Origin of the sequence: Kribbella sp. NPDC003505, assembly GCF_040610875.1 — a bacterium.
Lineage (GTDB): Bacteria > Actinomycetota > Actinomycetes > Propionibacteriales > Kribbellaceae > Kribbella.
The window spans coordinates 632,365-657,863 of the sequence record NZ_JBEXNA010000001.1; the positions used below are offsets into that span (position 1 = coordinate 632,365).

The following is a 25,499-nucleotide window of genomic DNA, read 5'->3' on the forward strand; positions in this document are numbered from 1 at the left end:
CGATGACGGCCGACATGGCGACGGTGACTGAACTCCCGGCCCCGGTTCTGTACCGGGTCGAAGACGTGGTGACGATCCTCAACCTGAGTAGGAGCGTGGTGTACGAGCTGATCCGGTCCGGCCGGTTGAAGACGGTCAAGGAGGGACGTTCCCGGCGCGTTCCGGCGCTGGCTGTGGCGGAGTACGTATCGCTGCTGATGGACGAGGCGGGGGTAGTCAGCAATGACCAAGCGGCGTAGTCGTGGCGACGGCGGCCTGCATTGGGACGTCAAGCGCGAACGGTGGATCGCGACCGCAACGCTGGGCTTCACGCCCGCCGGGCGTCGCATCACGAAGAAGGCCAGCGGCAAGACCAAGACCGAGGCGAAGATCAAGCTGAAGGAGGTTCTGCGCGACCTGGACGACGGTCTCGGAGTCGGGCAGCACGGCTACACGGTCGCGGATGCGACGGCGGCGTGGCTAAAGACGGGTCTGCCCAACCGGGACGAGGAGACGGTGAAGAACTGCACAAGCCTGGCGAACACCCACATCGTGCCCGAGCTGGGAAGGCGTCGGCTACGGGAGCTGACAGCCGACGAGGTGGACGACTGGCTTGCGGACCGGAGCAAGCTCGTGGCGCGTTCAACGCTGATCAAGCTGCTGTCGATCTTGCGTCGCATCATCAGGCGCGCGCAGGCTCGCGATCTGGTCAAGCGAAACGTGGCGCTGCTCTGCGAGGTACCCGCCGCGAAGGACGGCCGGCCGTCGAAATCGCTCACGCTTGCCCAGGCATCGAGGCTGCTGGACGTTGCGACGGCGACCCGGATGCACGCGTACATCGTCGTCTCCCTGCTGACCGGAGCACGTACGGAGGAGATGCGCGCTCTGACGTGGGATCACGTGGACCTGAAGGGAGCGCCGTACGCCGATCCGCCCCGGCCGCCGTCGATCGAGGTATGGCGGTCAGTACGCGAGCGCGGCGACACGAAGACCCGCAAGTCTCGCCGGACGCTCCGTCTCCCGGAGCGATGCGTTGATGCGCTGACCGACCATCTGCAGCACCAGGAGATCGCACGAGCCGCCGCTGGCGATCGGTGGAGGCATCACAACCTGGTGTTCTGCACGTCGATCGGCACGGAGCTGGACGCTGCCAACGTCCGGCGTGCCTTCCGGCGCGTGGTCGCCCTGACACCCGGACTGAACGCGCCGGACTGGACGCCTCGCGAGCTGCGGCACAGCTTCGTGTCGTTGCTCAGCGCCAGCGGTGTGCAGATCGAGCAGATATCGCAGTTGGTCGGGCACAAGAGCACCCAAGTGACCGAGACCGTGTACCGGCACGAGCTGCGGCCGGTGCTGACCGAGGGAGCCGAAGCAATGGACGAGATCCTGCCCCGAAACCGTTAGTCACTCAGTTAGTCACTCAGGTCATGAAAGAGGCCGGTTTCCCGAGTGGGAAACCGGCCTCTGACCTGGGGTGGAGCTTAGGGGATTCGAACCCCTGACCTCTTCCATGCCATGGAAGCGCGCTACCAACTGCGCCAAAGCCCCGCGGTGTCTTGCGACTCCGAAAGCTTAGCGGATGAGGGCCTGCAAAGAAAAATCGGTTGGCTGGTGGGGCTGGTGAGGTGTGCAACAGGCTGCTTCCGTCGGCCGTAGACGCCGGATCTGACGTCCGCAGTAGGTAGTCGTGCCGCCTCCTGCTTGTCGGACGCCGCCTGTCAGCCCGCTACCCGTCGGCAACGATCGCCAGGGCATCACAATCACGTACGGCGACATCCGTCGCGCTCGTTGTGGCTGGGATTGTGGTGTTCTGATGGTCTGGAAATCGGGCGCTGCCATCAGGACGGATCGGGGATGCTACCGGCCGGCGGCTGGACAGCCGTCGCAGCGCAGTTCGTCTGGTTACGGAACCGGCCATACGAACTCGGCACCCCGAAGCTCGGACCGCTCGAGGCCCGTCGTCGTGCCACTCCAGTGCGCGGGCGACCAGGCCTGCCTCCAGAACGGGACGGCCTCCGTCGAGGTCAGCCGAGGAACAGCCCCTGCGACGCGGTGACGCCTCCCGTGAGCACTGTCTGCACGCAGGAGCAGTCGCCGAGGAGCGTGATCCGCGCCGCCGAAGACGGTCAACAAGACAGCCGCCCCACAGCGGTGACCGATGGGCTCACCCCAGCTCAGCACACACGCAGCAGGGCGGAGCCGCCGCACCACAGTCGCGGCCGCCGGCGGAGCCGGCCGAAAGGACAGCCACCGCGAAGCGGTGACCTTCTCCCCGAGCACAGCCCGTACGCCGGACAGCCGCCGCCGCGCGTGATGCGCGCCGCCGAAGGCGGCCAACAAGACAGCCGCCACGCAGCGGTGCTCACCCCAGCTCAGCACACACGCAGCAGGGCGGAGCCGCCGCACCACAGTCGCGGCCGCCGGCGGAGCCGGCCGAAAGGACAGTCGCCGCGAAGCGGTGTCCTTTCCCGGCGTACCTCTAGCGTTGGGGGTCGTCGCTCATGACCGGCTCTGGGAGGGAGCCGGCGTTCCATTCTTCGATTCGCCAGCCGGCTCGGCCGGGGAGGAGGGAGACCCAGTTGCAGTTGGAGAGGCCTCCGAAGGCGGGCCAGTTGGCTTGGGGGATGCCGAGGAACAGGCAGATGCCGACGCGGGCGGCGAGGCCGTGGGTGGCGACGACGATGGTGTCCTCGGAGGTGCCTTCCAACGAGATCCGGGTGAGGGCGTCGGAGAAGCGGGTGGCGACCTCTTCGACGGTTTCGCCGTTGGAGCCGCGGCGCTGAGGTTCGCCGCTGCGGATGCGGGCGGCGGCCTCCGGGTTCATGGCGGCGAGCTCGGACATGGTGAGGCCGGCCCAGTCGTCGACGTCGATCTCGCGGAGCGCCTCGTCGTACTCGATCTTCAGCCCGGTCAGCAGCGAGAGCTCACCGGCGGTGGCCGCGGCGCGTTGCAGGTCGCTGGCGAAGAGCCGGGTGGGCGCGAGGGAGGCGAGCCGGGCGGCCGCGGCGCGGGCCTGTGTCAGGCCGACCGAGTCGAGCGGTATGTCGGCCTGGCCCTGGATCTTGTCCTGCAGGTTCCACTCGGTCCGGCCGTGCCGCCAGACGATCAGCCGTCCTGCGCTCATTCAGAGACGCCGGGGACGGGCGACGGCAGCGGGATGGCCGGGCAGTCGCGCCACAGGCGCTCCAGGGAGTAGAACGAGCGCTCCTCGTCGTGCTGGACGTGGATGACGATCTCGAGGTAGTCGAGCAGCACCCAGCGGCCTTCGCGGGCGCCTTCGCGGCGGACCGGCTTGGCGTCGAAGTCGACGCGCAGCTTCTCCTCGATCGCGTCCACGATCGCGCGGACCTGGCGGTCGTTCGAGGCGGACGCGACCAGGAAGGCGTCGGTGATGGCGAGCTGCTCGGACACGTCGAAGGCGAGGACGTTCTCGGCCTTCTTGTCGTGGGCCGCTTCCGCGGCTGCGGTCAGCAGCTCGATGGCGCGTTCACTGGCAGACATAGACGTCCTAACGGTTGGTGTAGAGCTCACGCTTGGCGATGTACTGGACGATCCCGTCCGGCACCAGGTACCAGGTCGGGTTGCCCTTGGCGACCCGGGCACGGCACTCGGTCGACGAGATCGCCAGCGCCGGCACCTCGAGCAGGGTGATCCGGTCCATCGGCAGCTGGTCCAGCGGCAGTTCGAGTCCTTCGGTGCCGGGCCGCGTACAGCCCACGAACTGGGCCAGCTTGAACATCTCGTCGACGTCCCGCCAGGTGAGGATCTGGGCGAGCGCGTCGGCGCCGGTGATGAAGAACAGCTCGGCGTCCGGGTACAGCCTGGACAGGTCGCGCAGGGTGTCGATCGTGTACGTCGGACCCGGGCGGTCGATGTCCACGCGGCTGACCGAGAACCGCGGGTTGGACGCGGTCGCGATGACGGTCATCAGGTACCGGTCCTCGGGCGGGGAGACCTTCCGGTCCGACTTCTGCCAGGGCTGGCCGGTCGGGACGAAGATCACCTCGTCGAGGTCGAAGTAGGACTGCACCTCGCTGGCCGCGACCAGGTGCCCGTGATGGATCGGGTCGAACGTGCCGCCCATCACGCCGATGCGTCGTACCCGCTCCACCGCCGCCATGCCCATCGAGCCGCTCAGCTGTGCGGCCGGCCCTTGCCCATGATGACGGTGACGAGCAGCAGCAGGACGAGCACGAACAGCGCGAACCCGCCGAACCACCACTTCGAGATGTGCGAGGCCTCGACCGCGGCCTCTTCGACCGCCGCGATCTGCGGCACCAAGTACGTGAGCATGAGGCAGAGCCTATCTCGTGACCGCGGAGACGACAGCGACCGGTGGCCCTGGACTCTCGCCCAGGCGCACCGGTCGCGATAGGAAGGTCAGCGGTGGCGGGCGGTACGGGTCAGCAGCCGGCGCCAGTTGGACGGCGCGGCGTGCGCGCGGCGGGCCTGCGCGGCGACACGGTGCATCTCGTCGATCCGGGCACGGGCAACATCGGGGGTGATCATGATTCCTTCACTGGGTTGGTACGGCGGAACCGGGGTGGACTGTCCCCGGTACCTCAAATTGTACGGTAAGAGTTACGCTCTCACAAACGAATTAAAGGCACAGAGCATTCCTGACCTTAGAATCTGTGGTGAACAGGAGGCGTCATGGACGCGATCGACCGGCAGCTGATCGAAGCGCTCCGGCTGAACGGCCGCTCCAGCTGGGCCGAGCTGGGCCGGGAGGTCGGCCTGTCCGGCCCGAGCGTCCAGGAGCGCGTACGGCGTCTCGAGGAGCGCGGCGTACTGCTCGGGTACCGCGCCGTGGTCGCCCCGGAACAAGTCGGCCTGGGCACGAGTGCGCTGATCGGGCTGTTCCAGCGCGACGACGTCGAGACCGACGACGTGGTGGAGCAGGTCCGTGAGATCCCCGCGGTCGAGGACTGCTGGTTCGTCGCCGGCGACCAGGAACTCGTGGTCAAGGTGCGGGTCGCCGACGTCACGCAACTGGAGGCGGTCGTGGGGTCACTGCGCCGCGTGAACGGCGTGGTCAGGACGCGGACGACGGTTGTGCTGTCGACCCGCTGGGAAGGACGCCCCGCGCCCCTGCCCGACTGAACAGCAGTACGACGCCTGCCGCGAGCGCGAGGCCCGCGGCGACGGGGTAGAGCAGCCCTGGGGCGTGCTGGTACGTCGTACCGCCGATCGCCGGCGCGAGGAACATGCCGCTGATCGAGGCGGCGGCGTACAGACTGGAGTACCGACCGACCATCCCATCCGGCGCCGCGTCGGCGACGTGCGCCGTGGCGGTCGGCTTGTAGAGCATCTCCCCCGCCGTCATCACGGCGATCGCCACCGCCGCACCCCCGAGCGCCGGCCAGACGCCGAGCACGGCCAACCCGATGCCGATGCACGCGAAGCCCGCGGCGATCACCCTGGTCGCGCGATGACCGCGCAGCCGTACCGCGAGCGGGGCCTCGCACAGAACGATCACGACCGAACTGGCGCCGAGCAGCACGCCGTACGCCACCGTCGGCGTGCCCGCGTCACGTAGCAGCAGCGGCATCGTCGCGAAGATCTGGCGGTAGACGGTGTCGACGACCACGATCGTCACCAGCACGACCAGGACCGCGCGATCCCTCAGGACCGTCTTCCACAATCCGGTTGTCGACAATCCTGTTGTCTGTCGGGCATTCGGGACCCAGCGCCAGATGATCGCGGCCATGACGAGGCTGGTGAGCGCGTCGACGACGAACACCAGCGAGAAGTCGTACGCCGCGAGCAGGCCCCCGAGCGGCGGGCCGATCGTGAAGCCGGCGTTCGAGGCGGTGCGGGACAGCGCGATGCCCTCACGCCGGCGCTCGGCCGGGAGTGAGGTGGCGACGAGGGCGCTGAGATTCGGGCGTCCGGCACCGCCGAAGAGCCCGGCCAGTGCCGCGACGACGGCGATCGACGGGCCGGGCACCAACGGCATGGCCAGACAGGAGATCGCCCACAACAGCTGGCTCGCGAGCGCCGCCGCACGCAGGCCGAAACGATCGCCGAACCACCCGCCGCCCAGGTTGCCCCCGACCAGACCGACGCCGTACGCGGCCGCGGCGAAGCCGGCCTGTTGCGCCGACATGCCGCGGTCCTCGACGAGGTAGAGCGTGAGGTAGATCCAGGCCAGCGCACCGGCCCCGTTCACGAGCTGGCCGACCATCACGGCCTGGAGCCAGGTGGGCAGTTCCGCGATTCGGCGCCAGTACACGTCCGCCCCCTGAGCTAGAGTGAGTTCCTGTCGGGAACTTACTCGACGGCCGTCGGGGCGGCAACTGGATTGGAAGGAGTGCGAGCGTGCGGCGGAGCACCTTCTCACCCGAGGCGGACTGTGCGATCGCGCAGTCCCTCGGCGTCATCGGCGACGGCTGGGAGCTGCTGATCGTCCGCGACCTGGCGCGCGGGGTGTCGCGGTTCGACGAGCTCGCGGGCTCGCTGCGCATCTCCCGGAAGGTGCTGACCGAGCGGCTGAACAGCCTGGTCGACAGCCGGATTGTCAACAAAGCTGCGTACCAGGACCGGCCGACGCGGTACGCGTACGAGCTGACGCCACGCGGCCGCGCACTGCTGCCGGTGCTCGTCGCGCTGCAGGATTGGGGCGATCGCTGGCTGCTCGGGGACGGCTCGCTGACCGGGACCAACGCCGCGGACGAGCCGCCGGCACAGCGCCTGCTCGAGCTGGTGGGTCAGCGCGTCCCGTACGTCGCCCTACCGTCAACCCGCGGCACGACGGCCGACGCCCCGTCCGCCCACGACACCACCTCCGACACCGTCGCCCCGTCCACCCGCGGCACGACGACCGACGCCCCGTCCACCCGTGGCACGACGGCCGACGCCCCGGCGACCAGTGGCACGACGGCTGACACCGACGGTCTGTCGGCGCGCGGCACTACGGTTGACGTGGTTGATGTGGGCGCGCGGACCACCGTGATCTTCGGGTATCCGGCGACGGGGCGGCCGAGTCCGCTGCCGGACGGTTGGGGTGAGATTCCGGGGGCCGCCGGCTGCACCTTGGAGAACCGATTGTTCGGGGCGCGGTACGACGAGTTTGCGGCGAAGGGGATCGCGGTGCGCGGGGTGAGTACGCAGCGGACCGACGAGCAGCAGGCGTTCGCACAAGGGGAGGAAATCCCACACCTGCTGCTGTCCGATCTCGATCTGGAGCTGACGGCCGCGCTGCGGCTGCCGACGTTCCGCGCGGGAGGGTACGAGCGGCTGAAACGGTTCGTGCTGATCGTCGGCGCGGACCGGGTGGTGCGGTCGGTCCGGTATCCCGTCACCGACATCGCGGACGCGGTCGACTGGGCGCTCACGACTGGCTGAAGAACGACTTCACCTCGGCGGCGATCCGGCGGACGGCCTCGGGCTTGCCGTTCGGGTTGACGCCGCCCGGGTCCGAGGACGAGCCGTGGTCGTAGCCGCCGAACTCGATCCGGCGGCAATGCGGCAGCACCTTCTCCAGCGTCGCGCGACCAGGCTCGAGGCCAGGCAGGCCCTTGCTACCGCCAAGGAGCAGCACCTCGGCGTCGACCGTACGGAACGCGTCGAAGGTGCCGGCCAGTTCGGCGACGATCGTGCCCTCGGCGTGGATCGTGGGGGCGAGCTGCCGCATGGTGATCGCGCCCGGCGCGGCCTGGCGCTCTTCCTTCGCCATCATCTTCTCGGTCATCCAGCGGAGCAGGCCGCGCGGCATCACCTTCAGGAACGGCGGCGCCATCTCGAAGCCGAACATGCTCGTCACCATCGCACCGGCCACATCACCGCGGGCGATCTCCTGGTCGAACCGCGCCAGCCACTCGCGGTGCGGACCGCCGTCGGCGACAATCGCGGGCTCATAGAGCGCGACCTGCTTCAGGGACGGGAGGGTGCGGGCCGCCTCCAGGACCACCGCTCCCCCGGCGCTGACACCGAACGCGCGCTGCGCCCCGGCCGCGGCAAGGACGGCTTCCAAGTCTTCGATCTCGGTGCGGACGTTGTGGTCCGGCCGATGCGGACCCGAGAGCCCGCGGCCGCGGCGGTCCGGCAGGTAGACGGTGAACTCGTCGGCCAACGCCTCCGCGAACAGGGTGTGACTGCGGGCCGACTCCATGCTGCCGTGCAGGACGACGACGGCCGGTCCCTGCCCGGTCGTGTAGTAGCCGATCTCGGTGCCGTCGCGGGAGGCGACGGTGTCTTGGGTCAGTTCTGCTGATCTCATGAGTTGATAGTTACATGTGCTCTAGTTACATTGCAACTAGTATCTCAAGCCTCTATGGTGGGAGCGTGACTTTTCGACGCTCGTCGCTAGCTCTCGCGATCCTCGGCCTGCTGGAGAACGGGCCGCTGCATCCGTACGGGATCCAGCGGCTGCTGAAGCAGTGGGGCAAGGACCAGGTGGTCAACGTCGGTCAGCGGACCAGCTTGTACCGGATGATCGTGCGCCTGGAGGAGGCCGGACTGATCACGGTCGGCGCGACGGAGCGGGACGAGCGGTACCCCGAGCGGACCGTCTACCACCTCACCGACGAGGGGCGCACGATCTGCCGGGAATGGCTGGCGGAGATCCTCACCACGCCGCGCAACGAGTTCCCCGAGTTCCCCGCGGGCCTGTCGTTCGTGATGCTGCTACCACCGCAGACAGCCGGCGAGTTCCTCGCACAACGCCGCGAGCGCCTGACGAAGCGCATCGCCGAATTGCAGCTGGAGCTCGGCTCCGAAGTCGACGGCCACCCGGTCCCCCGCTTCGCTCTCCTGGAGTCGGAGTACCAGGTCGCCGTCACGCTCGCCGAAGCCGAATGGATCGACAGCGTGCTCGACGACCTCCGGACCGGCGCCCTGACGTGGACGCCCGGCCCGGCTTGATCAGGTGCGGATCTGACCTTCGCCGGTGACGACGTACTTGGTGGAGGTCATCTCGGGCAGGCCCATCGGCCCGCGGGCGTGGAGTTTCTGGGTGGAGATGCCGATCTCGGCGCCGAAGCCGAACTCGCCGCCGTCGGTGAAGCGGGTGCTGGCGTTCACCACCACCGCCGCCGAGTCGACCGCGGTGGTGAAGCGCCGCGCGGCCGCCTGCGAGCGGGTGATGATCGCGTCGGTGTGACCCGAGCTGTACCGGCGGATGTGCTGCACGGCGTCCTCGAGCGAGCCGACGACCGCGGCCGACAGGTCGAGCGAGTTGTACTCGGTCCCGTAGTCCTCCTCGGTCGCCGCCACCACACCGGCCTGATCCTTGCCAGCAGCAACTACCGCCGCGTCGCCGTGCACGGTCACACCGGCTTCGGCGAGGGCAGGCAGAGCGCGGGCCAGGAACGCCTCGGCGACGTCCGCGTGGACCAGCAGCGACTCCGCCGCGTTGCAGACGCTCGGGCGCTGGGTCTTCGAGTTCAGCAGGATCTCCAGACCGAGGCCGAGATCCGCGTCCGCGTCGATGTACACGTGACAGTTGCCGACACCGGTCTCGATCACCGGCACGGACGACTCGCTCACGACGGTCTGGATCAGCCCGGCGCCGCCGCGCGGGATCAGTACGTCGACCAGCCCGCGCGCCTGCATGAGCTCCTTCACCGCGGCCCGATCCGTCGGCACGCCCTGGACCACGTCGGCCGGCAACCCCGCCGACTCGGCAGCATCCCGCAGTACGGCGATGATCGCCTTGTTGGAGGCGGCCGCGGACGACGAACCGCGCAGCAGGACCGCGTTGCCGGACTTCAGGCAAATGCCCCCGGCGTCGGCGGTCACGTTCGGACGGGCCTCGTAGATGATGCCGACGACGCCGAACGGCACCCGCACCTGGCGGAGCTCGAGGCCGTTGGGCAGCGTGTACCCGCGAACGACCTCGCCGACCGGGTCCGCGAGGCCGGCGAGCTGCTCCAACCCGGCAGCCATCCCGTCGACGCGCGCCGGGTTCAGCGCCAGGCGGTCGACGGTGGACTCCGGCGTACCGGCTTCCCGTGCCGCGGCGACGTCGACGGCGTTCGCTTCGACGATCGCGTCCGTGTTGTCCCGCAGCGCTGCCGCCATCGCGTGCAACGCCGCGTCCTTGGTCGCCCGGGACGCCTCCGCCAACGCGTACGACGCCACGCGCGCCCGCCGCGCCAGCTCGATGATCTCGCTCACCCCTTCATCGTAGTGCGGCCCCGCCGCCGGATGCCCCGTCGTCTCTCAGGTGGACTTTGTGCACCCACCGACCACGAGATCGCGGTGAAAATGGCCGGTGGGTGCACAAAGTCGGGCAGACGATCGACCGCGCTGGCCGACGGCGTACCGACGTACGCGGGTCAGCGGCGGCGTAGGCGTGGCAGGCGGGCCAGCGCGTGGGCCAACGGGACGACAGCGGCGAGGGCGAGGTTGAGGCGACGGTCGGGCGGTGCGATCGGCACGCCGTCCGCGCGCAGTCGCCGCCACGCCCACACGCTGAACGGGATCACGACCAGCGGCGCGGTGACCAGGCCGGGCGTGTAGCGCCGGAGAACCACGGACTGGGCGATGTGCGTGCCGGCGTGCAGACCGAAACCCAGCAGCGACGTCTGGAAGAATTTGCTGCGTCCGCCCGTCGCGGCGCCCGCGACGGAGGCGGCCGCCATCGCAACACCGGTCAGGCCGATCGCGGTGGCCGCCTCCGTCCGCGACATCGGCAGGACCATCGTCAGCGGTGCCGGCAGATCCGGCTGCTGCGAGAACGACGGCATCGTGGCGAGTTCCTCGAGGTCGTGGACGATCCAGGCGGCGAGGAGACCCCAGGCGAGCTTCACACCGTCATCGTAGGTTCCGGCACCGCAGGCTCTGGCTCGAGAGTCCCCTGCTCGACAGGCTCGCGAGACTCCTGCTCGCGAGACTCCTGCTTGCGAGCCTTTTGTTTGCGAGCCTTTTGCCTGCGAGCCATTTGCTCGGGAGGCCGCTGCCGGCGGTCGCGGAGGATCTTGAACAGGGTCCGCAGCGTCAGCAGGGCCACGATGCCCACGATCTGACCGCCGAGAACGACCTTGGTGACGTCGACTGCCGGCGACCAGGTGACCTCGTCGTCCTTGATGACGTAGACGCCGACCGGCCGTGCGGACAGGCCGATCCCACCGCCGGACCCCTCGGCGCCGCGCCCGTTGGCGTCCTCGCCCCGGCCGCCGCCTCCGCCGCCGGCGATCCGTGCGACCGGAAGCACCGTGAGCCCCTTGTAGCTCACCGGAGCACCGAACACCGTTCCGGCCTTCACACTGTCCACCACTCCGCGCAGCACTTCGAGAACGTCCGATTGCGTCTTGTCCGGCTTTCCCATGTCTGTCGGCCTCCCCTGGTCTCAACCGCTCACACATCGCCTCCAGACTCGGCGCAACGACGTACGGCGTCCAGAGGACACGGTCCCGGCAGAACGGGACCTCTGGGACGGGACAGTCGCCACCGCCTCGGCGAGACTCGTGCCGAGGAGGTGCGATCATGCTCAAACAGACCGAACGCCGCCCCTCACGGGCGAGCCGGCGCACCGGCTATGTGTTCGCCGTCGTGTTCAACGCCGTCGCGCTCTACGCCATCCAGGTCTGGCCCGGCTGGCAGCAGGTCCCGTTCCTCACGTCCGATACCGAACAGGTGCTCGGCTGGGTCAGCGCGACGCTGATCACGGGAGTCGCCGTGAATGTCGTCTATCTCCTGACGGACCCGCGCTGGCTGAAGTCGCTGGGTGATCTGATCGTCACCGGCGTCGGGCTGGTCGCGATCATACGCGTCTGGCAGGTCTTCCCGTTCGACTTCGGTGATCCGTGGGTCGTGCTCGCACGGATCGCGCTGGCGATCGGGTTCTTCGGGTCGATCGCCGCCATCGTCGTCCAACTCGTCGTCCTGGTGGCGGACGGGAGCCGGGCGCGCCGCTAGGCCCTAGAGCAGGACCAGGTCGTCGCGGTGCACGACCTCGCGCTCGTACGCCGATCCGAGCTCCCGCGCGAGGTCCCGCGTGGAGCGGCCCAGCAGGTCGGGCAGCTCGGAGGCGTCGTAGTTGACCAGACCGCGGGCCACGACCACGCCCGAGGGTGAGACCAGGTCGACGGGATCGCCGGCCGAGAACGTGCCTTCCACCGCGGTGATACCGGCCGGCAGCAGCGACGCGCGACGGTGCGTCAACGCGCGCACCGCGCCCTCGTCGAGGTGCAGGATGCCCTGGCCCGAGGTCGCATGCGCGAGCCACAGCAGGCGTGTCTTGCGGCGCCGGCCGGTGGGGTGGAACAGGGTGCCCACCGGCTCCCCGCGGAGTGCCTCGCCGACCCGCCCGGCGGAGGTGAGGAGCACCGGGATCCCTGCCTCCGTGGCGATCGCGGCCGCCTCGACCTTCGTCTGCATACCGCCCGTGCCGACGCCCGACGCCCCGCTCTTCCCGATCGCCAGCGGCTCCAGGTCGGCGGCGCCGCGGATCTCGGTGACCATCGACGTACCGGGCTTGCGGGGATCCCCGTCGTACAGGCCGTCGACGTCGGACAGCAGGAGCAGCAGGTCCGCGTGCACCAGGTGACTGGTCAGCGCCGCGAGCCGGTCGTTGTCGCCGAAGCGGATCTCGGTGGTCGCGACCGTGTCGTTCTCGTTCACGATCGGCACGACGCCGAGCTCGAGCAGCCGGGCGAACGTCCGGTACGCGTTGCGGTAGTGCGATCGCCGGGTCACGTCGTCGACCGTCAGCAGCACCTGCCCGACGCGCAGCCCGTGGGCCGCGAACGCGTCGCTGTAGCGGGCCATCAGCAGTCCCTGGCCGACCGAGGCGGCCGCCTGCTGCGTCGCCAGGTCCCGCGGCCGGGTCCGCAATCCCATCGGGGACAGCCCGGCGGCGATCGCGCCGGAGGAGACGAGTACGACCTCGGTACCCTCCACCCGGCGCGCCGCGATGGCGTCGACGAGCAGCCGGAGCCGTTCCAGGTCGATCTTGCCGCGCTGGGTCAGCGACGACGAGCCGACCTTCACGACGATTCGCGTGGCGTGCAACGCCTCCGCGCGATGCTTCATGAAATCAACCGTTCTGGTCGAGATCCTCCGCCGCGGCCAGCTCGCGCGCCTCCTTGCGCGCCTGCTTCGCCGCGGCCTCCGCCGCTCGCTTCGCCTCCGCCGGGGACAGGTCGACCTCGTCGGCGTCCCAGTTCGCGCCGTACTGCGACCAGTCCTCGGCGCGCTCCCCCTCGCGGAAGGCGTGGTACTCGGTGTCCTTGGCCTGCCGCCGCTGTGCCGCGGGGCGAACCTCCTCGAGCCGGTGGTCCTCACCGCGCCGGGCGAGGATCTCCGCGCCGGCCTGCACATCGGGCGCGAAGTCGAACACGATCGCGTTCGGACCGTCGCCGATCACCACCGCGTCGCCCGGCCGCGCACCGAGCTTCAGCAGCTCCTCCTCGACGCCCAGCCGGTTCAGCCGGTCGGCGAGATAGCCGGTCGCCTCCGCGTTGGCGAAGTCGGTCTGCTTCACCCAGCGCTCGGGCTTCTGGCCCTGGACCAGCCAGCCGCCGTCGTCCGGCAGCTTCTTCACCTTGAACTCGGGCCCGCCCTGCACCTGCGGCCGGATCACGATCCGCGTGGTGTCGGGCTTGTCCTGCTCCGCGCGCCGCCGTACGACGATCTCGGCCATCGCGAACTTCAGCGCCTCCAGGCCCTCGTGCGACGCGGTCGAGATCGGGAACACCCGGTACCCGCGCTCCACCAGCTCGGCCTGCACCATCTCGGCGATTTCACGCGCGTCCGGTACGTCGATCTTGTTCAGGGCAACGAGTCGCGGCCGGTCCTCGAGCCCGCCGTGCGCGGTCAGCTCGGCCTCGATCGTGTCGAGGTCGCTCAACGGGTCGCGGCCCGGCTCGTACGTCGCGCAGTCGACGACGTGAACCAGCGCGGCGCACCGCTCCACGTGCCGCAGGAAGTCGTACCCGAGGCCACGGCCCTCGCTCGCGCCCTCGATCAGGCCCGGTACGTCGGCGACGGTGAACGTGGTGTCACCGGCGACGACGACGCCGAGGTTCGGGATCAGGGTGGTGAACGGATAGTCGGCGATCTTCGGCCGGGCGCGGCTGATCGCGGCGATCAGCGACGACTTGCCGGCGCTCGGGAACCCGACCAGGCCGACGTCCGCGACGACCTTCAGCTCCAGGACGAGCGTGCGCTCCTCGCCGTCCTCACCGAGCAGCGCGAAACCGGGCGCCTTGCGGGAACTGCTCGCCAGCGCCGCGTTGCCCAGACCGCCCTTACCGCCCTGCGCCGCGACGAACTCCGCACCCGGTCCGACGAGATCGGCGAGTACGTCGCCGTCCGCCGTACTCACGACGGTGCCGTCCGGGACGCCGAGGACCACGTCGCCGCCGTTGCCGCCGGCCTGGTTGTCACCCTTGCCCTGGGCACCGTTTGTCGCGGTGCGGTGGCTGGAGCGGTGGTAGTCGACCAGCGTCGTCACGTCCGGGTCGACGCGCAGGATCACGCTGCCGCCGTCACCGCCGTTGCCGCCGTCGGGGCCGCCGAGCGGCTTGAATTTCTCCCGGTGCACCGAGGCGCAGCCGTTCCCGCCGCGGCCCGCGGTGACGTGCACCGTGACGCGGTCGACGAAACTGGGGATGGCCATCGGTGTTCTCTACTTCCTGCAGGAGCCAAGTACCACGTAACAACTACTTACACAGCAAAAGGGCGGGTGCGCGGTATTCCGCGACCCGCCCTTTCGACAGAGCTTCGTGAACCGGGTGGCGGTGTTACTCCGCCGGGGCCGGGACGATGTTGACGACGCGGCGACCGCGCCGGGTGCCGAACTCCACAGTGCCCTCGGCCAGCGCGAACAGCGTGTCGTCGCCGCCACGGCCGACCAGGTTGCCCGGGTGGAAGTGCGTGCCGCGCTGACGGACGATGATCTCGCCGGCGTTGACCAGCTGACCGCCGTACCGCTTCACGCCGAGGCGCTGGGCGTTGGAGTCACGACCGTTGCGGGTCGAGGCCGCTCCCTTTTTGTGTGCCATCTGTTGATCAGCTCACTTCTTCTTCGCGTCGATCGCGGTGACCTTGACCTGGGTGTAGTGCTGACGGTGACCCTGGCGCTTGCGGTAACCGGTCTTGTTCTTGTACTTGAGGATGTTGATCTTCGGGCCCTTGGTGCGGCCGAGAACCTCAGCCGACACGGCCACGTTGGCCAGCGCCGCGGCGTCGGCCGTCACGGTGTCGCCATCGACGACGAGGACCGCCGGCAGCGCGACGGTGTCGCCCACCTTCTCGGTCAGGCTGTCGATCTCGATGACATCGCCGACGGCGACCTTCTGCTGGGTGCCGCCACTGCGCACGATCGCGTACACCGTGGATCTCACTCTCTGCTGGATCGGAAAACTTACGGGTGTGATGGTGTGAGGTCGTCGCGAGGACGAACTCCTCACACACTTTCACACCACACGAGTAGGGTGCGCCGAGCGCACCCGCTCAACTTTACAGGGTTCAGCCTGCAAAGTTGAAATCGGGTCAGCTGCCGGTCGTGACGAGTTCCGAAGGCTCGGCCGCGTCACTGTCGGTAGCGGTCTTGCTCCGGCTACGGCTGCTGCGCCGCCGCCGAGTGGTCTTCGGTGCGCCGTTCTGCGCCGCGTCGGCCTCGACGACCTCGGTCGCCTCAGCGGACTCGGGTGCGGTCTCGGGTGCAGTCTCGGTGGCCGGGGCCGGGAAGCCGGTGGCCTCCGGACTCACGTGCTCCGCCGCGTCCGCGGAGACCGGGTAGCCGGTGGGCTCCGGCGTACCGTCCACCGCGCCCGGCGTGGCGTCGGCCTCGTCCTTCTTCGCGGTCGCCGCGGCGATCTGCGCCAGCTTCTGGGCGGCGTCGCCGTTGTGCTGCGGCGCCTCCGGCTCGGCGGTCTGCTCGTCCTCGCCCCGGCCCTTGCCGCGGCGGCGGCGCGAGCTCTTCCGGCCGCCCTCTTCCGCCTGCTTGCCGTGGTCGTGACCGCTCTGAGCGTTTCCGCCCTGACCGTTCCCGCTCTGGCCGTTTCCGCTCTGGCCGTTTCCGCCCTGGCCGTTGCGGCCGTCGCGGCGACGGGACTCCTTCGGCTCGTCGTGCAGGATCAGCCCGCGGCCGCCGCAGTGGTCGCAGTTCTCGCTGAACGCCTCGAGCAGGCCGGTGCCGATCCGCTTCCGGGTCATCTGGACCAGGCCGAGCGAGGTCACCTCGGCGACCTGGTGCTTGGTGCGGTCGCGGCCCAGGCACTCGACCAGCCGGCGCAGCACCAGGTCCCGGTTCGACTCCAGCACCATGTCGATGAAGTCGATCACGATGATGCCGCCGATGTCGCGGAGCCGGAGCTGCCGGACGATCTCCTCGGCCGCCTCCAGGTTGTTCTTGGTGACGGTCTCCTCGAGGTTGCCGCCGGAGCCGGTGAACTTGCCGGTGTTCACGTCGACGACCGTCATCGCCTCGGTGCGGTCGATGATCAGCGAGCCGCCGGACGGCAGCCAGACCTTGCGGTCCAGCGCCTTCTTGATCTGCTCGTCGATCCGGAAGTTCGCGAAGACGTCGCCGTCGCCGCTCCACTTCTCGACCCGGTCGGCCAGGTGCGGCGCGACGCCCTCGACGTACTCCCGGACCTGGTCGTAGGCCCGGTCACCGGAGATCACCAGCTTGGCGAAGTCCTCGGTGAACAGGTCGCGGACGACGCGGATCAGCAGGTCCGGCTCGCCGTACAGCAGCTGCGGGGCCTGGCCGTTCCTGGACTTCTTGTCGATCTCCGCCCAGGCGGCCTGCAGGCGGCTGACGTCGGCGGTCAGCTCCTCCTCCGACGCACCTTCGGCGGCGGTCCGGACGATCACGCCGGCCTCGTCGGGGACGATGTCCTTGAGGATCGCCTTCAGCCGGTTCCGCTCGGTGTCGGGCAGCTTGCGGCTGATGCCGCCGTTGCCGCCGCGCGGCACGTACACGACGTACCGGCCGGGCAGGCTGATCTGGTTGGTCAGGCGGGCGCCCTTGTGGCCGATCGGGTCCTTGGTCACCTGGACCAGGACCGACTGGCCGGACTTCAGCACCTGCTCGATCTTGCGCGGGCCGTTCGCACCGCCGAGGGTGGCCCAGTCGACCTCACCGGCGTACAGCACCGCGTTGCGGCCCTTGCCGATGTCGATGAACGCCGCCTCCATGCTGGGCAGCACGTTCTGCACGCGGCCGAGGTACACGTTGCCGATCAGCGAGGTCTGCTCCGCCGTCGTCACGTAGTGCTCGACCAGCACGTTGTCCTCGGAGACCGCGATCTGGGTCAGGTCCTCGCGGGACCGGATCACCATCGTCCGCTCGACCGACTCGCGGCGGGCCAGGAACTCGGCCTCGGTCACGATCGGCGCGCGGCGGCGGCCGGCGGCGCGGCCCTCGCGGCGGCGCTGCTTCTTCGCCTCCAGGCGGGTCGAGCCCTCGACCGCGGTGATCTCGTTCGCGGTGTTCTTGCTGCGCGGCTCGCGGACCCGGACGACGGTCTCGTCGGGGTCGTCCGGGGAGGCGGCGCTGTCCTCGCCCTTGCGGCGGCGCCGGCGACGCCGACGGCGTGACGCGCTGCTCCCGGACTCGCCGTCCTCGTCGGTGTCCGCACCGTCCTGGTCGGCGTCCTCGGCCTGGGCGTCGGCGTCCTGCTCGGAGTCGTCGTCGTGGTCGTCCGCGTCCTGCTCGTCGGCGCTGTCCTCGGCGCCGTCCCCGTCACCGGACTTGCGGCGGCGGCGACCGCCGCGGCGGCGCCGGCGACGACGGGTGCCCTCGCCGCCCTCTTCGCCGTCCTCGGCCTCGGTCTGCGCATCGGTCTGGGCGTCGGTCTGGGCGTCCGTCTGGGCCTCGGTCGCGTCGGCGACCGCCTCGGCGGCCTCCAGGACCGGTTCGGCGCGGGCGGCCGCGACCTCTTCGGGGGTCTCGGCGGTCTGCGGCTCCGCGTCGCGGTTGCGGCGGCTCCGGCGGCGGCGCGTGGTCGGCGGCTGCTCGTCGTCGCCCGGCGCCGGGGTGGTGTCGGAAGTCGCCTCGACCGGGCTGGTCGCCTCGGCCTGCGCGGGCGCCTTCTGCGCCTTGGCCTGGGAAGTCTCGACAGGCGCCTGGAACAGCACGGCCGCGGGGGCGGCGGCGCGCCGGCGGGTCCGCCGGGTGCTCGTCTCCTCGGCCGGAGCCTCGGCAGCCGCCTCAGCCGGGGCGGCGGCCGGCGCGTCGGCGCCGTCCTCGGCACCGGCCCGGGCGCGGGTGTTGCGGCCGCGGCGGGTGCTGCGACCGCTGTCCGCGTCAGCAACCGGCTCGCGGGGGGCCTCGGCAGTAGCGGGGTCGACGGCGGGGTCGGCAGCGGGGTCGACGGTTGCGGTCTTCGACGTACGGCGGCGGGAGGTGCGCTTGCGGGCCGGCGCGTCGTCCGCGGGCGTCGCGTCCGCGCCGGCGGTGACGTCAGCAGTGACGTCACCGGTGGCGTCGGTGATCGGGCCGTCCGTGACCGGGGAGCCCTCGGCCGGAAGCGGGGCGGCCGCCTTCTTGGCGGTGCGCTTGCGGGTGGTCTTCTTCGCGACCGGCGCGTTCTCGACGACCGGGCCGGCGTCCGCGGTGGACGTCGCGGTCTCCTCGGCGAGCTCCGGGAACGAGTCCTGGCCGGCCGCCTTCTTCGCGGGGCGCTTGGCGGCGGTCTTCTTGGCCGGGGCCTTCGCGGCGGCCTTCGCGGCCGTGGTCTTCTTCGCGGCGGCCTTCTTGGCGGCCGCCTTCTTCGCCGGCGCCGGGGCCGGGTCGGCCGCCTGGTCGTCGGACTGGGTCGGGACCGCCGTCACGTCGTCGGCGACGGTCTTCTTCGCCGCGCGCTTGCGCGGCGTGCTGGTCTTCTTCGCGGCCGCGGCCTTCTTGGCGGTCTTGCGCGCAGAGGCGGCGGGCTGGGCGGGGGCAGCGGTTTCTGCTGCTTCGGTGGTCGGCTCGTTGTCGAGCATGTAGTGCGGGTCTCCTCAAGCCCTCCGGCGCATCCTGCGACCCCTGTCACGGGTCCGGGCGCGGCCACAAGGCGGTCACGGTTCGCCCCACCTGGCCCTCGGATACTGCACGGGCCGCGGTACGGCGGAAGCCTGCTGGATCCGCTCCGCCCGCGCTCAGGGCACAGAGGGAGCGGCGGCGTCGCCCTCCGCTGTGTGCGTCTGGTGGGGACCTGCCTGGCCGGTCGCGGTCGCCTGGTTGGCGTCGCGGTCACGAGCGAGCGGGTCTTCCACCGTGCCGGTGTCCGTGGTGAGCGGGCCCTGGGCGAGCCTGGTCAAAAGAGCCGGGCCCGTCACCGGGAGCGTCGCTACCTCGAGCACGCCGGCGAGAACGTCGTCGGGTCTCACGGCCGGGGTTCCGTGCCGTAACACCACTTGCAGTATCGCACACGTCGCAACCGACCCCGGTTCACTCGCGACGGTGAGTCGGAGAACGGCAGCCCGACAGTCGAACGAGCGAAGCCCTCGTTTGGTCATGCGCTCGACCAGAATTTCCTCCCGATCGAGGAACGCCCGCACCGCCGCCGCGGCCGCCTCCGGATCCGCCCCCGGCAAGGCGATCCGCCACTCACTGGCCTCCAGCCGCTCCGCGAGCGCACCCGGCCCGGCGACGACTACCTCGAGGACGTCCAGACCGGGCGGCAGCGCCTCGTCGAGGGCGGCCCGGACCTGCTCGGCGTCCCGCTCCTGTGTGAGCGAAATCTCCAGGTACTCCGCCTCCGAGGCGGCTCCGGTGGGCGCAGCGCCGGCGTACGAGATCTTCGGGTGCGGGCTGAAACCGTGCGAGAACGCCACCGGCAGCTCGGCCCGCCGAACGGCGCGCTCGAACGCCCGCTGGAAGTCGCGGTGTGAGGTGAATCGCAGCCGCCCGCGCTTGGCGAACCTCACCCGCAGTTTCTGGACGGCGGGGAGCTGCTGCGACGGCGGAGCTTGAACTGGTGGCACGTGCACAGTGTCTCAGCGTCCCGGCCTCGCGCCGATGGCGGGTTGTAGGGCCGCTGACGCCTTGCAACCGGCCAGCGGTGAAACAACCCGGTACCGGGCTCTGCCCGAGCCAGAACACAGTCCGGCCGAGCTTCACGGCGCCGGCGTACCGGTGGCCGGCCCAGGACCAGGATCCACCGGAGGACGGCGACCAGCGCGAGGTGGTCGAGAACGCCGGACGGTCGTCCTACCAGTCGTTCATCACTCCCCCAGGTCCGAATCTCCTCGAACGGTACCTGCGTACAACCTCAGGGCTGGACCGCGGACTTGCCGGTCAGGTAGAGGGCCCAGCCGAGGATCCCGAACGAGACCAGCGCGAGCAGGGTCCGGACCAGGTTGAAGGTCACCCACTTCGCCTCGTCGAACGCCGCCCGGGCCGCGGCGACGTCGATCGTCGCCGGGTCCCCGGCCGCCTTGAGTGCGTCGTTCAGCGGAACGTTGACCGCGATCGTCAGGATCACCGTGACCAGGTACAGCACGAACGCGACCGCGATCCACGGCAGCGCCTTCTCCTTGAGGCTGAGCAGTCCCGCGAGCAGCGTGAAGAGCAGAGCGCCGACGAAGCCGAGGCCCAGGAACAACGGGTTCACGATCGCCCGGTCGACCGCCTGGAAGGCGCTGACGAAGGTCCTGTCGTCGGTCTTCGCCAGACCCGGCATGAACGCGTTCGCATAGATCGCGTACACGCCGGCCACCAGCCCCGTCGTCATCGTCGCCAGCATCAACGAGGCCACCCGCAGTCCGTCCATCTCTCTCCTCCAGTACGGCGGGAACTCCCCGCACCAGAAAAGTTAGAGGCGCTGCCTCGCCGCGAACATGTCGGCGAGGCTCACGTGCATGTCCGCCTCGCTCAGAGCGTCGCGCACTGCCCTGAGCGCGGCCCGGACACCCGGTTCGGCGCCTCCAGGTTGGTCGGCGTGGGAGCGTTTCCGGAGCAGGCCAGCGGGCCGTCGACGGTGTTTCCGGCGAGCGTCACCGGGTCGGTCGTGCGGCTGTTCGTGATGGAGACCGGCCCCTGGACCGTGCTGCCGACCACAACCAGGCTGCGGTTGACACCGTTCGCGCTGACCGGCCCGGTGATCGTCGAGCGCAGCAGCTGCAGATCGGCGGCCTGATCGGCCCGGACCGGGCCGTCGAGGCGCGAGTCGGTCGCCACCAGAGACGCGCCGGCGGCGACGAGGATCGGGCCGTTCACGGTCGCGCCGGTCAAGCAGGTGACGCCTGTGCGCACGTACAGCGCGCCGTCGTGCGTTCCGGTGGCGGTCGTCGTGCAGGCCGGCGCCGGGCGCAGCAGCGTGACGGCGAACGAGCGCGGTTCGCCGATGTTGCCGGTGGCATCGATGGCGCGGTACTCGACCCGATGACGCCCGTAGCCAGGCGGTACGTCGTCCCACGGCACGACCCGCGGTACGCCGAGCTTGCCGTACACGAGCTGGTCGATCGTCGTCCCCTCGGCGGTGAACCGGAACGGCGCGGACGCGTCGGTCGGCCAGCCGTAGTAGTTGTACCAACCGTCGCCGTCGACGCGGAACTCCGGGACGACGTACCCCGCGCTGTCGTCGCGCGCCGCCAGGCCCATCGTGAACGCGTCGTTGTAGATGTACTCGGGTCCGCTCGATTTCTGCAGTGCGAGCAGAGGTTTCGACATCGTTGGCGTGACCACCGGTTGGACGCCGTCGACGTCCCAGGTGAGTGTCTCGGTGCCGGCCGCCGCGGTCAGCGTGTGCCGGCCGGTCAGCGCCAGCGGCGCCAGGTCGAGGTCGCGGTCATTGCCCGGATTGTCGACAATCCGACCGTCGACCTTCCACGTGATCGCACCGGCGGACTGCGTGCTCTCGGCGTACACGACCTCGTCGGCGCTCACCGGGTGCTCGGTCGAGGTGGAGCCGGCGAAGGTCGGCGTCGTCGGCTGCGGTGCGGTGGCAGCCGGGTCGATTGTCCACAATCGGACCGCGGTCGGGCGGACGGCGGGATCGCGGATGAAGTCGGTCGGGTCGACGATCGTCGCCTTCAGCGTGTGCGTGCCGGGCGCGAGGTCGAGCGCCGACAGGTCGACGCTCCGCGCGTTCGCCATCGGCAGCGCCGTGCCGTCGAGTGTCCAGGTGACGTCGAGCTCGTGGTCGACCGGGTGCAGGGTCTGCAGCCAGACAACCTGGTCGGGCGCTACCGGGCCGGCCGGGGTGCTGTCCTGGAACAGATTCGCCTTCGCGGAGAGGCGCTGCGTCATCCGCTCCCGCGAAGGCTGGTCGAAGTAGTACCCGAGGGCCTTCATCATCGAGTGCGCGCTGGGCCGCCAGACGCCCGATCCGGCGTACATCCCGCCTTCGTACCGCCCGATCGTCCCGCCGGACTCGGACGGCTCCCCCAGCCAGCGGTACCACTTCTTCTGCTGCGCCAGCATCTGCTGCTCGGTCAGCAACGTGTGGTGGATCGAGGACGGCTCGGGACCTTGGTACGGCGCTCCGCGCTCGCCGCGGGCGTAGTAGTCGTACTCGTCCTGCAGCCCGCCGAGCGAGTGGCCGAGCTCGTGCGGCGTGATCAGGGCGGAGAGCGCGTTGCCGCCGGACGCGGTCGCGTACGTCCCGCCTGCGCCGCCGTACGTGTCACTGTTGCCGATAGCAAGAATCTGCCGATTGGCGCTGGTGGTGCCGGGGACCAGGTCGGCGTACTGGGTCGCGGCCGCCTGGCTGACCGTCAGCAGCCGCTGCACGCTGCCCGGGTTGCAGCCGCCCCAGAACCCCATCTGCAGCGGGGTGTCGCGTTTCGGGTCGGTCAGGCCCGGATCGCAGTCGACGCCGGACTCGGGTGAGGCGATCTCGACGGCGTACACGTTGACGTAGTTCCGGTACGACTTGAACGGCTCGATGCTCCAGAGGATGTTCAAGTGCTTGTCCAACTGCTCACGGAACTTCGGCAGCTCGGCCGCGGTGTAGCCGTCGCCCATCACCACCAGGTTGAACCGCGACGCGGCGGGGCCGGTCACCTGGATCGGTACGACGGTCGCGTCCGGCGCGGCCGCTCGCGCGGGCAGCGCCGCCAGGACGCCGGCGAGCAGCGCGAGGACCGCGGTCAGGAGTTTGCTGCGCATGGTCTCTCCCCCACCTGGGCAACGGTGCCGTCAGCAGCTTACGAAGCTCCGGCCGGGCATGTGAGGAGTTCCCGCGTGGCGGCGTACGAGCCAAGCGGGCGATCGTGCGGCATCATGTGGGTCGGGGAAGAGTGAGGAAAGGACACCGATGACGGAACCGGCACAGTCGCCGCGGCGGGAGCCGGACCCTGCGGTCGTGGATGCCGGTGACGGCGACGGCAAGGGCATCTACTGGGTGCTGAAGAACGTGATCGTCGGACCGCCGGTGAAGCGGATCTTCCGGCCGAACGTGGTCGGCGCCGAGAACGTCCCGGACACCGGGCCCGCGATCATCGCCAGCAACCACCTCTCCTACTCCGACTGGATCTTCATGCCGCTGGTCCTGCGCCGGCGCGTCACGTTCGTCGCGAAGTCCGACTACTTCACCGGCGCCGGGATCAAGGGCCGGTTCCAGCGCGGGTTCTTCAAGGGCACCGGCCAGGTGCCGATCGACCGGTCCGGCGGGTCGGCGTCCGAGGGCGCGATGCGGGCCGGGATGAAGGTGCTGGAGCGCGGCGAGCTGTTCGGGATCTACCCGGAGGGCACGCGCTCGCACGACGGCCGGCTGTACAAGGGCCGGACCGGGGTCGCGCGACTGGCGCTGGAGGCCAAGGTGCCGGTGATCCCGTGCGGCGTGATCGGCACCGACGTGGTCGCCCCGCCCGGGAAGGTCGTCGCCTCGTTCGCCTCGCCGACGGTGAAGTTCGGCGAGCCGCTGGACTTCTCGCGGTACGAGGGCATGGAGGGCGACCGGCTGATCCTGCGCGCGGTCACCGACGAGATCATGTACAAGATCATGGAACTGTCCGGCCAGGAGTACATCGACATGTACGCCACCAAGGCCAAGGCCCTCGAGGGCCGCGCGGTCACCGGGGCGCCGGAGAAGGTCCGCAAGACGGACACCTGATCCGGTTGGTGAGATCGAGTGGGTCTACCCTGGGAGATCGTGGACGGACCGATCGCTTACCAGGGTGAGCCAGGCGCCAACTCGGCGATGGCGTGCACCGACATGTTCCCGGACCGCGAGCAGCTGCCCTGTACGACGTTCGAGGACGCGCTCGAGGCGGTCAGCAGCGGCCGGGCCGGGCTGGCGATGATCCCGGTGGACAACTCGATCGCGGGCCGGGTCGCGGACATCCACCACCTGCTCCCGGAGTCCGGGCTGCACATCGTCGGCGAGTACTTCCTGCCGATCCACTTCCAGTTGCTCGGGGTCCCGGGCACGTCGCTCGACCGGATCCGGACCGTGCGCAGCCACGTGCACGCGCTCGGGCAGTGCCGCAAGATCATCCGCGAGCACGGCTGGTCGACGGTCGTCGCCGACGACACGGCCGGGGCGGCGCGGGAGGTGTCCGAGCTCGGCGACCCGACCGTCGCGTCGCTGTCACCGCGGGCCGCGGCCGGGCTGTACGGGCTCGAGACGCTGGCGTCGGACGTCGAGGACGAGCACCACAACACGACCCGCTTCCTGGTCCTGTCCCGCGAGCCCGACGTACCGCCGGTGGACTCCGGCCCGGTGATCACGTCATTCGTGTACCGGGTCCGGAACGTGTCGGCCGCGCTCTACAAGGCGCTCGGCGGATTCGCGACCAACGGCGTCAACATGACCAAGCTGGAGTCGTACCAGCTCGGCGGCATGTTCTTCGCCACCCAGTTCTACGCCGACATCGAAGGCCACCCAGAGGACCCCAACGTCGCCCTCGCCCTCGAGGAACTCGCCTTCTTCTCCGTCGAGGTCCGCATCCTCGGCGTCTACCCCGCCAACGAGTTCCGCGCCCAGATAGCCGAACCCGCCGCGAACCGAGCCCTCCGCCCCCACCACTAGCGTTGCGCGTCGTCCTGATCGGCGGTACGTCGAACGTCGGCAAGTCAACGGTCGCTGGAGTGCTTGCGGATCGGCTCGGCTTCGACCTCGTGTCGACAGACCAGCTCGGCCGGCATCCCGGACGGCCGTGGTCCGTCACGGGAGGCGACGTTCCGGCGCATGTCGTCGAGCACTATCAGTCGCTGACCGGACAGCAGTTGGTGGACGCGTTGCTCGACCACTACGACCGGATGTGGCCACGGATCGAGGAACTGGTCAAGGCACGGTCGACGGCGGGGCTGGTGCTGGAGGGGTCCGGGGTCTGGCCCGCGAGCGTCGCACAGCTGACGACGCCGTACACGACAGCTGTCTGGCTCAGTGCGGACGAGGACGTCCTCGCTGCGCGGATGCAGAAGGCAAGCAGGTACGACGAGTTGCCCGACGAGAGCCGTCAACTGGTCGACAAGTTCCTGGCCCGATCGCTGGGCTACCAGACGAGAATGCTGGCCCTCGTCGAGCAACTCGCCTTGAACCACCTGGACGTGACCACACCCCGGTCCCCCGAGCACATCGCAGACGAGTTGCTTCAGCTGCCGCGCAACTGTCGTCCATAGCTGGCTCGGGTGTGCAGCCGGACAGGAGGTGTCGGTTTGGTGGGTAGTGCACCTGAGCGTGAATTTG

General features: G+C 69.9%; 27 protein-coding genes and 1 tRNA gene. 9 read left to right on the plus strand and 19 right to left on the minus strand.

What is annotated here, in order from left to right; genetic code table 11:
* The first annotated feature begins 2 nt into the window (after positions 1–2).
* Together ABZX12_RS02955 and ABZX12_RS02960 are read left to right on the plus strand one after the other, a co-directional pair.
* Complete coding sequence (locus tag ABZX12_RS02955) at positions 3–239, plus strand: helix-turn-helix domain-containing protein (protein WP_355689269.1); 237 nt, start codon at positions 3–5, stop codon at positions 237–239.
* Positions 223–1,383: a site-specific integrase gene (locus ABZX12_RS02960; protein ID WP_355689271.1), complete on the plus strand. Its 1,161-nt coding sequence runs from the start codon at positions 223–225 to the stop codon at positions 1,381–1,383. The genes ABZX12_RS02955 and ABZX12_RS02960 overlap by 17 nt, the downstream gene beginning before the upstream one ends.
* A gap of 71 nt (positions 1,384–1,454) precedes the next feature.
* Here the strand turns inward: ABZX12_RS02960 and ABZX12_RS02965 are convergent.
* The 6 genes from ABZX12_RS02965 to ABZX12_RS02990 form a co-directional block, all read right to left on the minus strand.
* Positions 1,455–1,527: transfer RNA gene (locus ABZX12_RS02965), tRNA-Ala, on the minus strand.
* A 931-nt stretch (positions 1,528–2,458) separates the two neighbouring features.
* Positions 2,459–3,103, minus strand: a complete 645-nt coding sequence (locus ABZX12_RS02970) for a histidine phosphatase family protein (protein WP_355689273.1) — start codon at positions 3,101–3,103, stop codon at positions 2,459–2,461.
* On the minus strand, positions 3,100–3,480 hold the full coding sequence (rsfS, locus tag ABZX12_RS02975; RefSeq protein ID WP_355689275.1) for a ribosome silencing factor: 381 nt from the start codon (positions 3,478–3,480) through the stop codon (positions 3,100–3,102). Before rsfS ends, ABZX12_RS02970 begins: the two co-directional genes overlap by 4 nt.
* A gap of 7 nt (positions 3,481–3,487) precedes the next feature.
* Complete coding sequence (gene nadD, locus ABZX12_RS02980) at positions 3,488–4,099, minus strand: nicotinate-nucleotide adenylyltransferase (RefSeq protein ID WP_355689722.1); 612 nt, start codon at positions 4,097–4,099, stop codon at positions 3,488–3,490.
* A 14-nt stretch (positions 4,100–4,113) separates the two neighbouring features.
* Positions 4,114–4,272 carry a hypothetical protein gene (locus tag ABZX12_RS02985; protein ID WP_355483897.1) on the minus strand — a complete coding sequence of 53 codons (159 nt, stop codon included), beginning with the start codon at positions 4,270–4,272 and terminating at the stop codon, positions 4,114–4,116.
* An 87-nt stretch (positions 4,273–4,359) separates the two neighbouring features.
* Positions 4,360–4,488 carry a hypothetical protein gene (locus ABZX12_RS02990; protein ID WP_355689277.1) on the minus strand — a complete coding sequence of 43 codons (129 nt, stop codon included), beginning with the start codon at positions 4,486–4,488 and terminating at the stop codon, positions 4,360–4,362.
* A gap of 144 nt (positions 4,489–4,632) precedes the next feature.
* On the opposite strand from ABZX12_RS02990, the gene ABZX12_RS02995 reads away from it, so the two are divergent.
* A complete protein-coding gene (locus tag ABZX12_RS02995) occupies positions 4,633–5,082 on the plus strand; it encodes an Lrp/AsnC family transcriptional regulator (RefSeq protein WP_355689279.1) in 450 nt (149 codons plus the stop codon).
* Here ABZX12_RS02995 and ABZX12_RS03000 read toward each other — a convergent pair.
* Entirely contained in the window at positions 5,015–6,214 is a 1,200-nt protein-coding gene (locus ABZX12_RS03000; protein ID WP_355689281.1) for an MFS transporter, read from the minus strand. The two genes, ABZX12_RS02995 and ABZX12_RS03000, sit on opposite strands and share 68 nt — an antisense overlap.
* 86 nt (positions 6,215–6,300) lie before the next feature.
* Between ABZX12_RS03000 and ABZX12_RS03005 the strand changes: the two genes are divergently transcribed.
* Complete coding sequence (locus ABZX12_RS03005) at positions 6,301–7,326, plus strand: winged helix-turn-helix transcriptional regulator (protein ID WP_355689283.1); 1,026 nt, start codon at positions 6,301–6,303, stop codon at positions 7,324–7,326.
* On the opposite strand, the gene ABZX12_RS03010 is transcribed toward ABZX12_RS03005, so the two are convergent.
* Positions 7,313–8,200, minus strand: coding sequence for an alpha/beta hydrolase (locus tag ABZX12_RS03010; RefSeq protein WP_355689285.1), 888 nt, complete (start codon positions 8,198–8,200; stop codon positions 7,313–7,315). The two genes, ABZX12_RS03005 and ABZX12_RS03010, sit on opposite strands and share 14 nt — an antisense overlap.
* A gap of 65 nt (positions 8,201–8,265) precedes the next feature.
* Between ABZX12_RS03010 and ABZX12_RS03015 the strand changes: the two genes are divergently transcribed.
* On the plus strand, positions 8,266–8,844 hold the full coding sequence (locus tag ABZX12_RS03015; RefSeq protein ID WP_355689287.1) for a PadR family transcriptional regulator: 579 nt from the start codon (positions 8,266–8,268) through the stop codon (positions 8,842–8,844).
* On the opposite strand, the gene ABZX12_RS03020 is transcribed toward ABZX12_RS03015, so the two are convergent.
* The 3 genes from ABZX12_RS03020 to ABZX12_RS03030 all read right to left on the minus strand — a co-directional run bounded on the left by ABZX12_RS03020 (position 8,845) and on the right by ABZX12_RS03030 (position 11,251).
* The gene (locus ABZX12_RS03020; RefSeq protein WP_355689289.1) at positions 8,845–10,098 is read right to left on the minus strand and encodes a glutamate-5-semialdehyde dehydrogenase; all 1,254 of its coding nucleotides are present in this window, start codon (positions 10,096–10,098) and stop codon (positions 8,845–8,847) included.
* 161 nt (positions 10,099–10,259) lie between these two features.
* Positions 10,260–10,733 (minus strand): HXXEE domain-containing protein, encoded by a 474-nt coding sequence (locus ABZX12_RS03025; RefSeq protein WP_355689290.1) that lies wholly within the window; start codon positions 10,731–10,733, stop codon positions 10,260–10,262.
* On the minus strand, positions 10,730–11,251 hold the full coding sequence (locus ABZX12_RS03030; RefSeq protein ID WP_355689291.1) for a spore germination protein GerW family protein: 522 nt from the start codon (positions 11,249–11,251) through the stop codon (positions 10,730–10,732). Before ABZX12_RS03030 ends, ABZX12_RS03025 begins: the two co-directional genes overlap by 4 nt.
* A gap of 158 nt (positions 11,252–11,409) precedes the next feature.
* Here ABZX12_RS03030 and ABZX12_RS03035 point away from each other — a divergent pair, with 158 nt between their 5' ends.
* Positions 11,410–11,841, plus strand: coding sequence for a hypothetical protein (locus tag ABZX12_RS03035; RefSeq protein ID WP_355689293.1), 432 nt, complete (start codon positions 11,410–11,412; stop codon positions 11,839–11,841).
* A 3-nt stretch (positions 11,842–11,844) separates the two neighbouring features.
* Here the strand turns inward: ABZX12_RS03035 and proB are convergent, their stop codons facing one another.
* From proB to ABZX12_RS03075, 8 genes are all read right to left on the minus strand, one after another.
* On the minus strand, positions 11,845–12,957 hold the full coding sequence (gene proB, locus ABZX12_RS03040) for a glutamate 5-kinase (protein ID WP_355689295.1): 1,113 nt from the start codon (positions 12,955–12,957) through the stop codon (positions 11,845–11,847).
* Between the two features lie 4 nt (positions 12,958–12,961).
* A complete protein-coding gene (gene obgE, locus ABZX12_RS03045) occupies positions 12,962–14,545 on the minus strand; it encodes a GTPase ObgE (RefSeq protein ID WP_355689296.1) in 1,584 nt (527 codons plus the stop codon).
* Positions 14,546–14,669: 124 nt separating this feature from the next.
* Complete coding sequence (gene rpmA, locus ABZX12_RS03050; protein WP_132152713.1) at positions 14,670–14,930, minus strand: 50S ribosomal protein L27; 261 nt, start codon at positions 14,928–14,930, stop codon at positions 14,670–14,672.
* Positions 14,931–14,942: 12 nt separating this feature from the next.
* Complete coding sequence (gene rplU / locus ABZX12_RS03055; protein WP_344191216.1) at positions 14,943–15,260, minus strand: 50S ribosomal protein L21; 318 nt, start codon at positions 15,258–15,260, stop codon at positions 14,943–14,945.
* A 160-nt stretch (positions 15,261–15,420) separates the two neighbouring features.
* Complete coding sequence (locus tag ABZX12_RS03060) at positions 15,421–18,864, minus strand: Rne/Rng family ribonuclease (RefSeq protein ID WP_355689298.1); 3,444 nt, start codon at positions 18,862–18,864, stop codon at positions 15,421–15,423.
* A 156-nt stretch (positions 18,865–19,020) separates the two neighbouring features.
* Positions 19,021–19,848, minus strand: a complete 828-nt coding sequence (locus tag ABZX12_RS03065) for a TIGR03936 family radical SAM-associated protein (protein WP_355689300.1) — start codon at positions 19,846–19,848, stop codon at positions 19,021–19,023.
* 287 nt (positions 19,849–20,135) lie between these two features.
* Positions 20,136–20,636 (minus strand): anthrone oxygenase family protein, encoded by a 501-nt coding sequence (locus ABZX12_RS03070; RefSeq protein WP_355689302.1) that lies wholly within the window; start codon positions 20,634–20,636, stop codon positions 20,136–20,138.
* A gap of 101 nt (positions 20,637–20,737) precedes the next feature.
* A complete protein-coding gene (locus tag ABZX12_RS03075) occupies positions 20,738–22,975 on the minus strand; it encodes a M64 family metallopeptidase (protein WP_355689304.1) in 2,238 nt (745 codons plus the stop codon).
* Positions 22,976–23,123: 148 nt separating this feature from the next.
* Here ABZX12_RS03075 and ABZX12_RS03080 point away from each other — a divergent pair, with 148 nt between their 5' ends.
* The 3 genes from ABZX12_RS03080 to ABZX12_RS03090 are packed head-to-tail and all read left to right on the plus strand — an operon-like array spanning position 23,124 to position 25,432.
* Complete coding sequence (locus ABZX12_RS03080) at positions 23,124–23,921, plus strand: lysophospholipid acyltransferase family protein (protein WP_355689306.1); 798 nt, start codon at positions 23,124–23,126, stop codon at positions 23,919–23,921.
* Between the two features lie 39 nt (positions 23,922–23,960).
* Positions 23,961–24,839 carry a prephenate dehydratase gene (locus ABZX12_RS03085; protein WP_355689308.1) on the plus strand — a complete coding sequence of 293 codons (879 nt, stop codon included), beginning with the start codon at positions 23,961–23,963 and terminating at the stop codon, positions 24,837–24,839.
* Positions 24,840–24,841: 2 nt separating this feature from the next.
* Entirely contained in the window at positions 24,842–25,432 is a 591-nt protein-coding gene (locus tag ABZX12_RS03090; protein ID WP_355689309.1) for a hypothetical protein, read from the plus strand.
* Positions 25,433–25,499 lie beyond the last annotated feature (67 nt).

What these genes read in the sequence shown, in the direction of transcription:
- ABZX12_RS02970 (WP_355689273.1), bottom strand. Translation starts at nt 3,103, where the DNA reads ATGAGCGCAGGACGGCTGATCGTCTGGCGGCACGGCCGGACCGAGTGG.
- ABZX12_RS02985 (WP_355483897.1), bottom strand. Translation starts at nt 4,272, where the DNA reads ATGCTCACGTACTTGGTGCCGCAGATCGCGGCGGTCGAAGAGGCCGCG.
- ABZX12_RS02955 (WP_355689269.1), top strand. Translation starts at nt 3, where the DNA reads ATGACGGCCGACATGGCGACGGTGACTGAACTCCCGGCCCCGGTTCTG.
- ABZX12_RS03035 (WP_355689293.1), top strand. Translation starts at nt 11,410, where the DNA reads ATGCTCAAACAGACCGAACGCCGCCCCTCACGGGCGAGCCGGCGCACC.
- ABZX12_RS03070 (WP_355689302.1), bottom strand. Translation starts at nt 20,636, where the DNA reads ATGGACGGACTGCGGGTGGCCTCGTTGATGCTGGCGACGATGACGACG.
- rsfS (WP_355689275.1), bottom strand. Translation starts at nt 3,480, where the DNA reads ATGTCTGCCAGTGAACGCGCCATCGAGCTGCTGACCGCAGCCGCGGAA.
- proB (WP_355689295.1), bottom strand. Translation starts at nt 12,957, where the DNA reads ATGAAGCATCGCGCGGAGGCGTTGCACGCCACGCGAATCGTCGTGAAG.
- ABZX12_RS03010 (WP_355689285.1), bottom strand. Translation starts at nt 8,200, where the DNA reads ATGAGATCAGCAGAACTGACCCAAGACACCGTCGCCTCCCGCGACGGC.
- ABZX12_RS02990 (WP_355689277.1), bottom strand. Translation starts at nt 4,488, where the DNA reads ATGATCACCCCCGATGTTGCCCGTGCCCGGATCGACGAGATGCACCGT.
- ABZX12_RS03075 (WP_355689304.1), bottom strand. Translation starts at nt 22,975, where the DNA reads ATGCGCAGCAAACTCCTGACCGCGGTCCTCGCGCTGCTCGCCGGCGTC.
- nadD (WP_355689722.1), bottom strand. Translation starts at nt 4,099, where the DNA reads ATGGCGGCGGTGGAGCGGGTACGACGCATCGGCGTGATGGGCGGCACG.
- rpmA (WP_132152713.1), bottom strand. Translation starts at nt 14,930, where the DNA reads ATGGCACACAAAAAGGGAGCGGCCTCGACCCGCAACGGTCGTGACTCC.
- ABZX12_RS02960 (WP_355689271.1), top strand. Translation starts at nt 223, where the DNA reads ATGACCAAGCGGCGTAGTCGTGGCGACGGCGGCCTGCATTGGGACGTC.
- ABZX12_RS03030 (WP_355689291.1), bottom strand. Translation starts at nt 11,251, where the DNA reads ATGGGAAAGCCGGACAAGACGCAATCGGACGTTCTCGAAGTGCTGCGC.
- ABZX12_RS02995 (WP_355689279.1), top strand. Translation starts at nt 4,633, where the DNA reads ATGGACGCGATCGACCGGCAGCTGATCGAAGCGCTCCGGCTGAACGGC.
- obgE (WP_355689296.1), bottom strand. Translation starts at nt 14,545, where the DNA reads ATGGCCATCCCCAGTTTCGTCGACCGCGTCACGGTGCACGTCACCGCG.
- ABZX12_RS03060 (WP_355689298.1), bottom strand. Translation starts at nt 18,864, where the DNA reads ATGCTCGACAACGAGCCGACCACCGAAGCAGCAGAAACCGCTGCCCCC.
- ABZX12_RS03080 (WP_355689306.1), top strand. Translation starts at nt 23,124, where the DNA reads ATGACGGAACCGGCACAGTCGCCGCGGCGGGAGCCGGACCCTGCGGTC.